The organism is Streptomyces mirabilis, assembly GCF_039503195.1.
GTDB lineage: Bacteria > Actinomycetota > Actinomycetes > Streptomycetales > Streptomycetaceae > Streptomyces > Streptomyces mirabilis_D.
Map to the genome: position 1 here is coordinate 2,329,778 of NZ_JBCJKP010000001.1, position 14,063 is coordinate 2,343,840.

At 70.5% G+C, this 14,063-nt stretch carries 11 protein-coding genes, 1 tRNA gene and 1 pseudogene; 4 read left to right on the forward strand and 9 right to left on the reverse strand.

Annotated elements, in window-relative coordinates; all coding sequences use genetic code 11:
• Position 1: 1 nt before the first annotated feature.
• From AAFF41_RS11205 to pgsA, 3 genes and pseudogenes are all read right to left on the reverse strand, one after another.
• Positions 2 to 1,162: a glycosyltransferase family 4 protein gene (locus AAFF41_RS11205; protein ID WP_343323909.1), complete on the reverse strand. Its 1,161-nt coding sequence runs from the start codon at positions 1,160 to 1,162 to the stop codon at positions 2 to 4.
• Entirely contained in the window at positions 1,159 to 2,148 is a 990-nt protein-coding gene (locus AAFF41_RS11210; RefSeq protein ID WP_319745083.1) for a phosphatidylinositol mannoside acyltransferase, read from the reverse strand. The genes AAFF41_RS11205 and AAFF41_RS11210 overlap by 4 nt, the downstream gene beginning before the upstream one ends.
• Positions 2,145 to 2,809 (reverse strand): annotated as a pseudogene (gene pgsA / locus AAFF41_RS11215) (phosphatidylinositol phosphate synthase). Before pgsA ends, AAFF41_RS11210 begins: the two are co-directional and overlap by 4 nt.
• Before the next feature lie 275 nt (positions 2,810 to 3,084).
• Here pgsA and AAFF41_RS11220 point away from each other — a divergent pair.
• On the forward strand, positions 3,085 to 5,280 hold the full coding sequence (locus AAFF41_RS11220) for an elongation factor G-like protein EF-G2 (RefSeq protein ID WP_319745303.1): 2,196 nt from the start codon (positions 3,085 to 3,087) through the stop codon (positions 5,278 to 5,280).
• A gap of 157 nt (positions 5,281 to 5,437) precedes the next feature.
• Positions 5,438 to 7,111 carry a hypothetical protein gene (locus AAFF41_RS11225; protein ID WP_319745081.1) on the forward strand — a complete coding sequence of 558 codons (1,674 nt, stop codon included), beginning with the start codon at positions 5,438 to 5,440 and terminating at the stop codon, positions 7,109 to 7,111.
• A 127-nt stretch (positions 7,112 to 7,238) separates the two neighbouring features.
• Here the strand turns inward: AAFF41_RS11225 and AAFF41_RS11230 are convergent, their stop codons facing one another.
• Entirely contained in the window at positions 7,239 to 7,799 is a 561-nt protein-coding gene (locus AAFF41_RS11230; RefSeq protein ID WP_319745079.1) for an HIT family protein, read from the reverse strand.
• Positions 7,800 to 7,866: 67 nt separating this feature from the next.
• Between AAFF41_RS11230 and AAFF41_RS11235 the strand changes: the two genes are divergently transcribed.
• Entirely contained in the window at positions 7,867 to 8,544 is a 678-nt protein-coding gene (locus AAFF41_RS11235) for a potassium channel family protein (RefSeq protein ID WP_319745077.1), read from the forward strand.
• 76 nt (positions 8,545 to 8,620) lie between these two features.
• On the opposite strand, the gene thrS is transcribed toward AAFF41_RS11235, so the two are convergent.
• From thrS to AAFF41_RS11250, 3 genes are all read right to left on the reverse strand, one after another.
• The gene (thrS, locus tag AAFF41_RS11240; protein ID WP_343323910.1) at positions 8,621 to 10,597 is read right to left on the reverse strand and encodes a threonine--tRNA ligase; all 1,977 of its coding nucleotides are present in this window, start codon (positions 10,595 to 10,597) and stop codon (positions 8,621 to 8,623) included.
• Between the two features lie 126 nt (positions 10,598 to 10,723).
• Positions 10,724 to 11,950 (reverse strand): hypothetical protein, encoded by a 1,227-nt coding sequence (locus AAFF41_RS11245; RefSeq protein WP_319745073.1) that lies wholly within the window; start codon positions 11,948 to 11,950, stop codon positions 10,724 to 10,726.
• Positions 11,947 to 12,513 (reverse strand): DUF4365 domain-containing protein, encoded by a 567-nt coding sequence (locus AAFF41_RS11250; protein ID WP_054233932.1) that lies wholly within the window; start codon positions 12,511 to 12,513, stop codon positions 11,947 to 11,949. The genes AAFF41_RS11245 and AAFF41_RS11250 overlap by 4 nt, the downstream gene beginning before the upstream one ends.
• A gap of 170 nt (positions 12,514 to 12,683) precedes the next feature.
• On the opposite strand from AAFF41_RS11250, the gene AAFF41_RS11255 reads away from it, so the two are divergent.
• On the forward strand, positions 12,684 to 13,409 hold the full coding sequence (locus AAFF41_RS11255) for a 3'-5' exonuclease (protein ID WP_319745071.1): 726 nt from the start codon (positions 12,684 to 12,686) through the stop codon (positions 13,407 to 13,409).
• 56 nt (positions 13,410 to 13,465) lie between these two features.
• Here the strand turns inward: AAFF41_RS11255 and AAFF41_RS11260 are convergent.
• Both AAFF41_RS11260 and AAFF41_RS11265 read right to left on the reverse strand, forming a co-directional pair.
• A tRNA-Val gene (locus tag AAFF41_RS11260) sits at positions 13,466 to 13,537 on the reverse strand.
• 62 nt (positions 13,538 to 13,599) lie between these two features.
• Positions 13,600 to 14,046: an SRPBCC family protein gene (locus AAFF41_RS11265; protein WP_319745069.1), complete on the reverse strand. Its 447-nt coding sequence runs from the start codon at positions 14,044 to 14,046 to the stop codon at positions 13,600 to 13,602.
• Positions 14,047 to 14,063: the final 17 nt, after the last annotated feature.

Consider the following 14,063-nt stretch of genomic DNA (forward strand, 5'->3'; position numbering starts at 1 on the left):
CTCAGTCCCGGGCCAGGCCGAACCTCGCCCGCAGCCCCGTCCGTTCGTCCGCGGCGACCGCCGCCGCGCCGTCCGTCACCGTCTCGTAGACGGACAGGATGTCCGCGCCGACGGTCGACCAGTCGAAGCGCCGTACGTGGGCGCTGCCCCGCGCGCGGAGTTCGGTCCGGCGCTCGGGGTCGCCGAGCAGGCGAAGGGCCGCGGCGGCCAGGTCGTCCGCGTCCTCGTTGGCGAAGAGTTCACCGGCCGCGCCCTGGTCGAGGACCTGGGCGAACGCGTCGAGGTCGGAGGCCAGCACCGGAGCGCCCGCCGACATCGCCTCCACGAGGATGATGCCGAAGCTCTCGCCGCCGGTGTTGGGCGCCACGTACACGTCGACGCTGCGCAGGAGGCGGGCCTTGTCCTCGTCGCTGACCATGCCGAGGAACTCGACGCGCGAGCGCATCTCGGCGGGCAGGGACTCGACGGCCTCCTCCTCGTCACCGCGTCCGGCGACCAGGAGCCGGGTCCCCGGACGCTCGGCGAGGATCTTGGGCAGGGCCTTCATGAGGACGGGCAGGCCCTTGCGGGGCTCGTCGATGCGGCCGATGAAGCCGAGGGTGCCGCCCTGCCACTCGGACTTGGGCTTGGCGCGGGCGAAGAAGTCGACGTCGACGCCGTTCGGGATGACGACCGCGTCGCCGCCCAGGTGCTCGACGAGGGTGCGGCGGGCGTACTCGCTCACCGCGATCCGCGCGCTGATCTTCTCCAGGGCCGCCTGGAGGATCGAGTACGCGGCGACCATGGCCCGGGAGCGCGGGTTGGAGGTGTGGAAGGTGGCGACGATGGGGCCCTGCGCGGCCCAGCACGCGAGCAGGCCGAGCGAGGGCGAGGCCGGCTCGTGGATGTGGATCACGTCGAAGGTGCCGTCGTGCAGCCAGCGCCGCACCCGGGCCGCCGACAGGAAGCCGAAGTTCAGGCGCGCCACGGAGCCGTTGTAGGGCACCGGGACCGCGCGGCCCGCCGAGACGACGTACGGCGGCAGCGGTGTCTCGTCGTCCGCGGGGGCGAGCACGGAGACCTCGTGTCCGCGGCGGATGAGGTGTTCGGCCAGGTCACGGATGTGGAACTGGACGCCGCCCGGCACGTCCCAGGAGTAGGGGCAGACGATGCCGATCCTCACGGAGTCCTCTTCTCGGAATCCTGCCGGGCGTTGTCAGGATCCTTGTTGTCAGGATTTCCGCTGTCAGAATCCCTGTTGACGGGATTCTTCCCGGGATCGAGGTCCTTGAGCCACAAGCGCTGCAGCATGTGCCAGTCCTCCGGATGTTCGGCGATACCCGTGGCGAAGGCGTCGGCCAGCGCCTGTGTCATGACAGACGTCTTCTCGGCCCGGGTGCCTGTCTCGGGGACCTCGACGGGGGGATGCACACGGCCTTGCATCACGGGTGAGTCGTCGTACCAGAGCGTGACCGGCAGCAGGACGGCTCCGGTCTGCTGGGCGAGCAGCGCCGGGCCCGCCGGCATCCGGCTCGTCTCGCCGAAGAACTCCACCTCGACGCCCGAGGCCGACAGATCACGCTCGGCGACCAGGCAGATCAGTCCGCCGTCCCGCAGCCGCCGGGCCAGCGTGCCGAACGCGGTGCCGCCGCTGTGCGGCAGGACCTCCATGCCGAGGCCCTCGCGATAGGCGACGAAACGGTCGTACAGCGACTCCGGCTTGAGGCGCTCGGCGACGGTCGTGAACGGGGTCTCCAGCTTGGTGGTGACCCAGGCGCCGGCGAGGTCCCAGTTACCCATGTGCGGCAGGGCCAGGATGACGCCCTTGTCGGAGGCGAGCCCGTCCGTCAGATGGTGCACGTCCTTGCAGTCGAAGCCCGTCCGCACGCGCTCCTTGCTCCAGGCGGGGAGGCGGAAGGACTCCATCCAGTAGCGCAGGTACGAGCGCATGCCCGCCCGGGAGAGCTCGGCGAGCCGCTCCGGGGTCGCGTCGGGCAGCACGCGCGCGTAGTTGCTCTCCAGCCGTTGTACGCCCTTGCCGCGCCGCTTCCAGGCGATATCCGCGATGGTGCGGCCCAGGCGCACCGCGACCGGCTCCGGAAGCTTCTTGACGGTGCTCCAGCCGAGCGCGTACGCCCCGTCCACCAGCCTCTCCTGGAGACTGGTCACGACGTGGCCCCGCTGTTCTGTGCCGCGGCCGCGGCGTCCGCCTCCGCGGACTCCCGGCGCACCGTGACGACGCGCTGGATCAGCGTGACCAGGCTGCCGACGGCGACGATCCACAGCGCGACGGGCAGCAGCCACTGGATGCCGGGCACGCCGAACTTGTGCAGCCCCGCGAGGCCCGCCGCGACCAGGGAGACCACCAGGCGCTCGGCACGCTCGACCAGGCCGTTCACGGCGACGGGCAGGCCGATCGACTCGCCACGGGCCTTGGTGTACGAGACCACCTGGCCGCTGGCCAGGCAGAAGATCGAGACGGCGCACAGGGCGTTGTTGTCGCCGGCGCCCGCGTACCAGAGCGCGAAACCGCCGAAGATCGCGCCGTCGGCGACCCGGTCGAGCGTGGAGTCCAGGAAGGCGCCCCAGCGGCTGGAGCGGCCGAGCTGGCGCGCCATGTTTCCGTCGACCAGGTCGGAGAAGACGAAGAGCGTGATGACGATCGTGCCCCAGAAGAACTCCCCCCGGGGTAGAAGACCAGCGCGCCCGCCATGACTCCGGCCGTACCCAGGAGGGTGACCGTGTCGGGGCTTACCCCCCGACGGATGAGAAACGCGGCGAACGGTGTGAGGACACGCGTGAAGAATGCACGCGCGTACTTGTTCAGCATGGCCTTCCCGAGGGTCGGTGTCGCCGCGCGGCCCCTGCTGGCCACCGGCTGGCCCATCGTAGCCACGCGCGCGCCGGTGCGACGGCCGGGCACCCGCACCCCGTGTCACGGTGGGATGCCGCCGATGTCACGGCGGGATCGCGTCCCCCGTATGGACGCACCGTGACGCGAGTGCAAAGCTCGAAGACACCGCGGGCGTCATCGGAGCCGCACCGCACGCGGATCCGGCCATGCCCGCGCCCAAAGAGACCTCACCGTGCACGGGAGGCATGACCATGGGCGACAAGGCGAACGCACACCCCGGAGCCGCCGGCAGGGCTACAGCGGCCGACCACCCCGCGTCCGTACGGAATGTGGTGCTGGTCGGCCACAGCGGATCCGGCAAGACGACATTGGTGGAAGCTCTCGCGCTGACGGCGGGAGCAGTGAATCGGGCGGGCAGGGTGGAGGACGGCACCGCCGTCTCCGACTACGACGAGATCGAGCACCGGCAGCAGCGCTCGGTGCAGCTGTCCCTGGTACCCGTCGACTGGGACGGGTACAAGATCAACATCATCGACACCCCCGGATACGCCGACTTCGTCGGGGAACTCAGGGCCGGTCTGCGCGCCGCGGACGCGGCCCTTTTCGTCGTCTCGGCCTCGGACGGGGTGGACGGCTCGACCCGGATGGTGTGGGAGGAGTGCGCGGCGGTCGGCATGCCGCGCGCCATCGTGATCACCCACCTCGAATCGGCGCGCGCCGACTTCGACGACATGACGCGGATCTGCGCCGAGGCCTTCGGCGCGGACGACCCCGACGCCGTACTGCCGCTGTACCTGCCGCTGCACGGCGCGGAGGGGCCCGACGGGCACGCCCCTGTCACCGGGCTGATCGGGCTCCTCACACAGCGGCTGTTCGACTACTCCTCCGGGGAGCGCAAGGAGGCCGAGCCGGGACCGGAGCAGCTGCCGCTGATCGAGGAGGCGCGCAACCGGCTGATCGAGGGGATCATCGCCGAGAGCGAGGACGAGACCCTCATGGACCGCTACCTGGGCGGCGAGCAGATCGACGTCAAGACGCTCGTGCAGGACCTGGAGCGGGCCGTGGCGCGCGGGGCCTTCTTCCCGGTCCTGGCGGCCGCGCCCGCCGCCGAGGGCGCCCGCCAGGGTCTCGGCACCGTCGAGCTCCTGGAACTCGTCACGGGGGGCTTCCCGACCCCGCTGGAGCGCCCGGCGCCCACCGTGACGACACCGGAAGGGCAGGAACGCGGGGTCAAGGCCTGCGATCCGAACGGGCCGCTGGTCGCGGAGGTCGTGAAGACGGCCAGCGACCCCTACGTGGGCCGGGTCTCCCTCGTCCGCGTCTTCTCGGGCACCCTGCGCCCCGACGAGACGGTGCACGTCTCCGGGCACGGGCTCGGCGACCGCGGGCACGAGGACCACGACGTCGACGAGCGCGTCGGCGCCCTGTCCGCGCCGTTCGGCAAACAGCAGCGCTCCCTGACGCACTGCATCGCGGGCGACCTGGCCTGCGTGGCGAAGCTCAACCGGGCCGAGACCGGTGACACGCTCTCGGCCAAGGACGACCCGCTGCTGATGGAGCCCTGGCAGATGCCGGACCCGCTGCTGCCGCTCGCCATCCAGGCACACAGCAAGGCCGACGAGGACAAGCTCTCGCAGGGCCTGGGCCGGCTGGTCGCCGAGGACCCCACCATGCGCCTGGAACAGAACCAGAACACCCACCAGGTCGTTCTGTGGTGCCTGGGCGAGGCCCACGCCGACGTCGCCCTTGAGCGGCTGCGCAACCGGTACGGCGTCCAGGTCGACGTGGTCCCGCACAAGGTCTCCCTGCGGGAGACGTTCGCGGACAGGGCCGCGGGGCGCGGTCGCCATGTGAAGCAGTCCGGCGGGCACGGCCAGTACGCGATCTGCGAGATCGAGGTCGAACCCCTCCCGAACGGCTCGGGAATCGAGTTCGTGGACAAGGTCGTCGGCGGGGCCGTGCCCCGGCAGTTCATCCCCTCCGTCGAGAAGGGGGTGCGGGCCCAGGCCGCCAAGGGCGTGGTCGCGGGCTATCCCCTCATCGACGTACGGATCACCCTGCTCGACGGCAAGGCGCACTCCGTGGACTCCTCCGACGCGGCGTTCCAGACCGCGGGCGCGCTCGCCCTGCGTGAGGCGGCCGCCGACACCAGGATCCATCTGCTGGAGCCGGTGGCCGAGGTGACGGTCCTGGTCGGCGACGAGTACGTGGGCGCCGTGATGAGCGACCTGTCGGGGCGGCGCGGCCGGGTGGTCGGCACCGAGCAGGCGGGCGGCGGACGCACGCTCGTACGGGCCGAGGTCCCGGAGATCGAGATCGGACGGTACGCCGTGGATCTGCGCTCCCTCTCGCACGGCACCGCACGCTTCAACCGCACCTACGCACGGCACGAGCCGATGCCGTCGCAGATCGCCGAAAGGATGCGCGAACAGGCCCAGAACGCCTGACGGTTCGGTTCCTCTCACCCTCGGCGGGCGGCTTCGGCCGTCCGCCGACGAATGTCGGTCGCGGCCGATACTCTGGGAACTGATCAAGACGATGACCTGATCAACAGGTGTGCGGGGCAGGGAAGTCGGGAAAGCCGCAGGAGCGGGTGCGGCGGCGATGGGGGCGGAAGTGGCGTTCGACGGTTTCGATTTCACTCCCGGGGCGCAGGTGCCGCTCTCGGGTTCGGCGGGACAGACGGCGGCGACCTTCGCCCTGGCCTCGGCGGCGTACCGGGACAGCGATGTCGGCGAGATCCTCAAGGCGAACAACCAGTGGCACGAGTCCACCGTCAGCTCAGGCCGCAAGTGGGCCACGATCTTCAGGCCCAACCTCGGCGAGGCCTTCGGGCGGGCGGTGGTGGACCGCATGCTGGGCGCCGGCCGCAAGCCCCTCATCCAGTCCTTCGGCACCGAGCCGCAGGTCGTCGTCGAGCACTGCCTCGCGGCGAACCGCATCCGCCGGGAGCGGGACAACTGGCTGTCGGCCGTCATGGTGCTGTGCGGTGTGCTGTTCCTGCCCGGGCTGCTGGTGTGGCTGCTGGTCTTCCAGCTCCGGTCCATGATCGCCAAGCAGACGAACAAGCGCGCCGGCGCCCTCGGCACCACGCTCCTGGTCGCCTTCGGCGCCCTCGCCGTGGTCTTCCTCGTCCGTATGCCCTTCACCGGCTTCTGGGCCTGGTACGCGCGTGCGTCGGTGGTCCTCCCGGTGATCGGCTGGCTCTGGGCCAAGCAGATCTGCGAACGGACCGCCAAGGACCTGCGCGCGCGCTGGGACAGCCTGCTGTCCGGAGGTGGCCTCGGTGCCAAGATCCCGGAGGCGGTGCCCGGCAGTCCGGGCGAGACGGCGGCCGAGCGACTGCGCCAGGCCCTGGCCGCCCTCAGCGCCGAGCAGCAGTCCAACTCGGTGTTCTACGCCGGGCCCAAGGGCATACTCGGCATGGGCACCCGGTGGGGCAGTTGGCAGCTCGCCGAGGACCTCGTCCCCAAGGACCCGGACAAGGAGATCCACCCCTTCCGCAGCTGGGACGTCGTGCGCAACATCCACGACAAGCTCCGCATGCTGGAGCGCGGCCCGCTCAACACCGGTGGTTTCCCCACCCCTTCGATCAAGCACTGGGTCGTCTCGCCGATCGGTGAGAACGCCAAGGAGGTGTCCCGGCCGGGCGGCACGGACGTCGAGGCGTACACGATCAAGAGCCACGCCATACAGGACATCTGCAACAAGCAGCAGTTCGGCAGCGGCCAGCGGCACTACCTCGGCGTGCAGTGGACCCTGTGGGACGGCCAGTTGATCATCACCATGCTGATCACCGTGACCGTGCTGCACGAGACGCTGCGCATCGAGATCACCGGGCACGCCCTGGGTCCCGTGAACTCCCTGTTCACCAGCAAGCCCGAGGCCCCGACGAAGGAAGTCGCCAAGGCGGTCAAGTTCTGGGAGACCCGCAAGGTGAAGCTGCCGCTGGTCACCACGGACGAGGTCGTACGTCTCACCGCGCGCGCCCCGCTCACCGGGTACCCGCCGCTGCTCAACTGGCTCGGCGGCAAGCTGACGCTGCCCGAGCCGTTCGGCCTGCGGCACGCGTGGGCCGACCAGCCCTGGCGGCACCGCTTCATGGCCGACGACGCGCTGCGGGCGGCCACGCCGGTGCTGCGTGTCGTGCACGCGGCGGCGATCAAGGTGCTGGACGAGAACGGGGTCGACACGGAGAAGTTCGGCAACCGGTCGGCGTTCCTCAGCACGGCGGTGCAGGACACGTCGCCCCGGAAGGCCGACCTCTACGACGCGTGAGCCTCCGGCGGAGAGGCGGGATGGGCCGGTACGCAGAGTGACGGTCGTCGGGGGCTGGTCGCGCAGTTCCCCGCGCCCCTGAAGGGGCGCGCCGAAGGGGCGCCTGTCGGCAGGCGCCCCGTTTGAGCTAAGGCGTCGGCCAGGCCTCTGCCAGCATCTTGCGGGTGTCGGCCAGGAGCTGCGGGAGCACCTTGGTGTGGCCGACGACCGGCATGAAGTTGGTGTCGCCGCCCCAGCGGGGGACGATGTGCTGGTGGAGATGGGCGGCGATGCCCGCGCCCGCCACCGTGCCCTGGTTCATGCCGATGTTGAAACCGTGCGCGCCCGAGGCGGTGCGCAGCGCGGTCATCGCCTGCTTGGTCAGCTCGGCGAGCTCGGCGGTCTCCGGGTCGGTCAGGTCGGTGTAGTCCGCGACATGGCGGTAGGGCACGACCATGAGGTGGCCGCCGTTGTACGGGTACAGGTTGAGCACCGCGTACACCTGCTCACCGCGCCTCACGATGAGCCCGTCCTCGTCGGACTTGGCGGGGATCGAGCAGAACGGACAGCCGTCGTCGGCCCCCGGGCCGGTGGGCTTGTTCTCGCCCTGGATGTAAGCCATCCGGTGGGGCGTCCACAAGCGCTGGAACGCGTCCTGCGTTCCCACTCCGATCTGCTGCTCCGGCTCACTCGTCATGTGGTGCAGCATATTGCTTCGCCCGTTCGCGGCGTGTCGGCGGGGCTCTCCCGAATGCTCGCCGGGCCAAGCTGGGCCGATGGACGACGACAGCCGACAGGCCCGGTGGGAAAGGCGCACGGAGGTACCGCTCAGCCTGGCCTCGGTGCTGTTTCTCGCCGCGTACGCCGTCCTGGTCCTCGGGCACACGCTGCCCGTCGTCTGGCGGCACGCCTGTGTGGCGGCGATGCTGGCCGCCTGGGCGCTGTTCGGCGTCGACTACGCGGTGCGCTGGGGCCTGAGCGGACAGCGCCTCGACTTCGTCCGCGCGCACCCGGTGGACACCGTGGCCCTCCTGCTGCCGCTGCTGCGTCCGCTGCGCATCGTCAAGGTCTACGAGGCCGTACAGCGTCATCGTGGAGAGTCCCGTCTCTCCCTGCACGCGCGCGTGGTCTTCTACGCGGGGTTGTCGTCCGCGCTGCTCGGCTTCGCGGGCTCCCTCGCCGTCTACCAGCAGGAGCGCGGGGCGCCGGGGGCCTCGATCAGGACGTTCGGGGACTCGGTGTGGTGGACCTGCACCACGCTCACGACGGTGGGGTACGGGGACGTGGTGCCGGTGACCCCGATGGGGCGCACGATCGCGTCGGTGCTGATGGTGTGCGGTCTGGCGCTGCTCGGCGCGGTGACCGGCTCGTTCTCGTCCTGGCTGCTCCAGGTGTTCGCGCGCGAGGACGAGAAGGACGGGAACAGGGGTGAGAAATGGCCCCCGGGGAGCTGAGCTCTCCGGGGGCCTTCCGTCCCCTGCGCGTCAAAGCGGCACCGTACGCGTCGGACCTGCGCGCCAGGCCTGTGCGTCAGACCTGTGCGCGCTCCTCGACGACCTTCATGATCTTGGTGATCGCCTCGTCGACCGGGATGCCGTTCTCCTGCGAGCCGTCGCGGTAGCGGAAGGAGACGGCGCCGGCCGCCATGTCCTCGTCGCCCGCGATGACCATGAAGGGCACCTTCTGCTTCTGGGCGTTGCGGATCTTCTTCTGCATGCGGTCGGAGGAGCCGTCGACCTCGACCCGCAGGCCCTTCTTCTTCGCCTCGGTGGCGAACTTCTGCAAGTACTCCACGTGCGCGTCGCCGATCGGGATGCCGACCGCCTGCACGGGCGCCAGCCAGGCCGGGAACGCGCCCGCGTAGTGCTCGAGGAGCACCGCGAAGAAGCGCTCGATGGAACCGAACAGCGCGCGGTGGATCATGACCGGACGCTGCTTGGAGCCGTCGGGGCCGGTGTACTCCAGGTCGAAGCGCTCCGGCAGGTTGAAGTCCAGCTGCACGGTCGACATCTGCCAGGTCCGGCCGATCGCGTCCTTGGTCTGGACGGAGATCTTCGGACCGTAGAAGGCGGCGCCGCCCGGGTCCGGGACGAGCGGGAGGCCCTGCTTCTCGGCCACCTGCCGCAGCGTCTCGGTGGCCTCCTCCCAGACCTCGTCGGAGCCGACGAACTTCTCCGGGTCCTTGGTGGAGAGCTCCAGGTAGAAGTCGGTCAGGCCGTAGTCGCGCAGCAGGTTCAGGACGAAGGTGAGCGTCTTGTCGAGCTCCTCCGCCATCTGCTCCTTGGTGCAGTAGATGTGCGCGTCGTCCTGTGTGAAGCCACGGGCGCGGGTCAGGCCGTGCACGACGCCCGACTTCTCGTACCGGTACACGGTGCCGAACTCGAAGAGGCGCAGCGGCAGTTCACGGTACGAGCGGCCGCGCGCGTCGAAGATCAGGTTGTGCATCGGGCAGTTCATGGGCTTGAGGTAGTAGTCCACGCCCTCGTCGAGCTGCATGGGCGGGTACATGCCGTCGGCGTACCAGTCCAGGTGGCCCGAGGTCTCGAAGAGCTTCCCCTTCGTCGCGTGCGGGGTGTAGACGAACTCGTAGCCCTCTTCCTCGTGGCGGCGCCGCGAGTAGTCCTCCATGACCCGGCGGATGATGCCGCCCTTGGGGTGGAAGACGGCGAGGCCCGAGCCGATCTGGTCCGGGATGGAGAAGAGGTCCAGCTCGTTGCCCAGCTTGCGGTGGTCGCGCTTCTCGGCCTCCACGAGGAAGTCGAGGTGCGCCTTCAGCTCCTCCTTGGAGGGCCAGGCGGTGCCGTAGATGCGCTGGAGCATGGGGTTCTTCTCGCTGCCGCGCCAGTACGCGGCGGCGTTGCGCATGAGCTTGAACGCCGGGATGTTGCGGGTGGTGGGCAGGTGGGGACCGCGGCAGAGGTCCTTCCAGCACAGCTCGCCGGTCTTGGCGTCGAGGTTGTCGTAGATCGTCAGCTCGCCGCCGCCGACCTCGACGTCCGCGCCGTCGTCCGAGGACGCGGAGCCCTTGATGCCGATGAGCTCCAGCTTGTACGGCTCCGCGGCGAGTTCCTCGCGGGCGTCCTCGTCGGTGACCACACGACGGGAGAAGCGCTGGCCACGCTTCTGGATCTCCTGCATCTTCTTCTCGATGGCCTTGAGATCCTCGGGCGTGAACGGCCTCTCGACGTCGAAGTCGTAGTAGAAGCCGTCCTTGACCGGCGGGCCGATGCCCAGCTTGGCCTCGGGGAAGAGCTCCTGCACGGCCTGTGCCATGACGTGCGCGGTGGAGTGGCGCAGGATGTTGAGGCCGTCCTGGGAGGAGATCTCGACGGGCTCGACCTCCTCGCCGTCCCGCACCTCGTACGCGAGGTCCTTCAGCTCGCCGGCCACGCGGGCCGCGACGACGGTGCGCTCGCCGGTGAAGAGGTCGGCGGCCGTAGTGCCCGTCGTCACCACGCGTTCTTCCCGCTCGGAATCGCGTTGGATGATCACACGGACGTCTGACACCGGTCTCTCCTGACTGAAGGGGGCAAGCTCACCCAGTGGGCACGGCAGTGCCATGCCTGCCCGGCGATCCTACCGAGCCCGGGGCACCCTCCGCGAAACGGTTGGCGGCGAAGCGCCACAAAGCCCTCAGTCCCCGCTGCACGCCTCCTCGAAGAAGTCCAGGTTCTCCTGCAGCGACTTCATCAGCCGGTCCCGCTCGGCCTCGTCCACCTGCACCGGTACGACCCCGGAGGCGTCGGTGAGTCTGCGGAAGCCGCCGCGGCTCTCCAGTCGCCCCAGCACCCGCACCGGCAGCCCCACCAGATGGGCGTGGCCCGCTATCCGGTACGCCTCCTCGTCGAGCGTCATGCGGACGTGCTGGACCTCCGCTCCCGCGATCACCCGCAGCCGTACGGTGCCCTCGCCGCGCGGCTGGGACCTGCGCATCCGCACCACGGCACCGGTGAGCCGCACCGGTACGGACGGTTCGGCGCGCAGGTAGCGGGCCCCGGCCTCGCGCAGGACGGGGAGGTCACCGGGCGAGAACTCGACGGCCTCGTCGGGCGCCGCACAGCCCTCGGGGACCCCGGCGGCGGGCGCCCACTCGACGGCGACCCGGGCGCCCTCCGTGCCGCGCACGAGGGCGACGACGGCCTCGGTGAGTTCATGGCTGACGCCCGCCTCGACGGCCGCGTCGAAGGCGTCCATGCCGCCGGTGGCCCGCTGGTAGTCGATGGCCTCGCGGGCGGCGTACAGCGCCTGGTGCAGGCGTACGGACAGTGGTCGGCCGGTGTCGACGGGTACGAAGGCGGTGAGTCGGCGCCCGCCGGGGTCGGCGCCGACCAGGACGTTCTCCAGGGAGGCGGCGGCGGGTCGGCGGTGGCGGGCGCCGTAATAGCCCGCACGCGCACGTGTGGCGAGCGCCGCCGCGAGCAGCATCGAGCGGGCGGCCGAGCGCAGCCGCTCCTCCACGCTCCAGGACGTGGCGCCCAAGGGCCCGGTCGGGACGTCGCGCCACCAGCGGATCTCGTCGCTGGGCACGGCGAGGGCGACCAGCACGTCGCGCGCGGACGGCGCGCCGCTGCGGGAGAGTGCGAGGAGCGCCTCGCCGAGGAGGTCGTCGCTGTCGGGGAAGGCCCGGTTCTCCGGCACGAGCAGGCTCGTGCCGCCGCCACCGGGCCCGGGTGGGGTCCATCGGCCGTACCGTCCGGCCGCTCCGCCGCGGCGCTGCCAGCCGTGGCGGTGCAGCAGCGCGCTGAGGACGGCGGGGTCGACCTGCCCCGGCTCGGGCGGCTCGGCCCAGTGGGACTCGACGGGATGCGGCCTCACCGGCCGGAGCGGTTCGCCGAGGGAGTCGATGGGGCGGTGTGTCAAGGTTTCCCTCCCGTCCCGACCCTCGTCATGATCTCGCAGAGCGCCCTGTCGTCGAAGATGCGCGAGGTCGGTATACGCACGGTGGTCCGGCGCCGGCCGGTGATCGCGTGGCCGGCGAGGTTGATCCAGTAGCAGCAGTGCCGCAGGTCGAGGCGGTCGTGGCTGGCGCGCAGCCAGTCGTCCTGGGACCTGGGCACGAGCATCACGACCAGGATCTTGTGCACCGAGACCGGGGTGCGGGCGAGCTTCGCCAGGTGCTCGTTGTCGAGCGTGAAGGAGAAGGCGGGCCCGGGCGGGTTCGGCGGGATCTGGTACGTGCACTTGAGCTGCACCTTGATAGTGACTTCGTCGTCGACCGTGTGCCCGGGGGCGCTGTGGCTGACGTGCCAGTCGATGCCGTTGTCGGGAAAGGGCTGGGACAGCGAACAGCCCGCCGCGGCCGCGACGGCGTGCAAGTAGCCCACCTGCAAGGTCTCCATGCAGGCGGTGGTGGCGAGTGTGCCGCGATGGGGTGCCGTCCGCTGGGGCAGCAGCCCGCCCCGCTCGGGCTGCGCGAGTGCCATGAGTCCAACAGCCTTCCAAGCCAAGTGATTCCCCGCGACGGGCCGCTGAACTGCAAAGACCCGTACCTGTGTTGTCTCCTTCCGGCGTACGGCGCAAACAGCCCGGGTATCACCAAACGGGCAGAAGACGGTGCGTCAGCTGCCGTGGGTGAACGAGGAGTTGTGTACGTATGACGTGCTGGTACGAAGGCCCTTTGGCCGCGTTCGACACGGAGACCACGGGTGTGGACGTCGAGACCGACCGGATCGTGTCGGCCGCCGTCGTCGTCCAGGACGCCGCGGGTTCCCGGCCCCGGGTGACCCGCTGGCTGGTGAACCCGGGCGTGCCGGTGCCCGCGGGTGCGACGGCGGTGCACGGGCTGACAGACGAACACCTTCAGCGCAACGGCCGCTGGCCGTCGCCGGTGATGGACGAGATAGCCAGGCTGCTGGGCGAACAGGCCGCGGCGGGCCGCCCGCTCGTCGTGATGAACGCGCCGTTCGATCTGACGCTCCTGGACCGGGAGTTGCGCCGCCATCGCGCCACCACTCTCGACCGGTGGTTCGAGCCGGCGCCGCTGCGTGTGCTCGATCCGCGGGTTCTGGACAAACATCTGGACCGCTATCGCAAGGGCCGCCGCACCCTGACCGACCTGTGCGCGCACTACGACGTGGTGCTGGAGGGCGCGCACGACGCGGCGGCGGACGCACTGGCCGCGATGGAGGTCGTACGAGCGGTGGGGCGTCGTTTCGCCACCAGGCTGGAGCGGCTCTCCCCCGCCGAGCTGCACACCCTGCAGTCGGTGTGGCACGCGGCACAGGCGCGCGGCCTTCAGGCGTGGTTCGCGCGCAGTGGTTCACCGGAGGCGGTGGATCCGGCGTGGCCGCTGCGCCCGGAACTGCCGGCGGCGGCCTGAGCCCGCGCGGGACAACGAAAAACCGGTCCGTCTGTGACGGACCGGTCTTCTCCGGGTGGGCGATACTGGGTTCGAACCAGTGACCTCTTCGGTGTGAACGAAGCGCTCTCCCACTGAGCTAATCGCCCGGGAACGCACTGAACAATACAGGTCCCTGCGGGTGTGGTTCAAACCGCTTCGAGGTGAGCCGTCAGTCACCCGTGAGTCGGGCCGCCAGTCCGCGCTGTCCCGCGCGCATCATCAGGGCGTGGTTGGCGCGGAACACCGGCCGTCCCGGTACCGCGAACCGCCGCAGCAGCGGCTTGCTCACGTCGACCTCCTGGTCGTACTGGGCGCGGGTGCCGGACCCGGCGGTGGTGAGCGTCCAGCGCGCCCAGCCCTCGAGGTCGCCCGCCATCGCGATCTCCAGGACCCCGGCCGCCGGGTCGCGGCGCAGCTCGCGTGCCGTGAACACCAGGTCGTACGGCAGGAACGAGCGGATGCGCATGGTGCCGCTGCGCTCGTCGATCCGGGTCACCTCACGGACCTGGGGCCACCAGCGCGGGTAGTCCTCGGCCTGTTCGAGAACGGGGTAGACCTCGGAGGGCGGCGCGGGCAGGGCCCACACACTGCGGAAGCGGTAATGGCTCCAGTCCATGGACGGAGTGTGCCCGA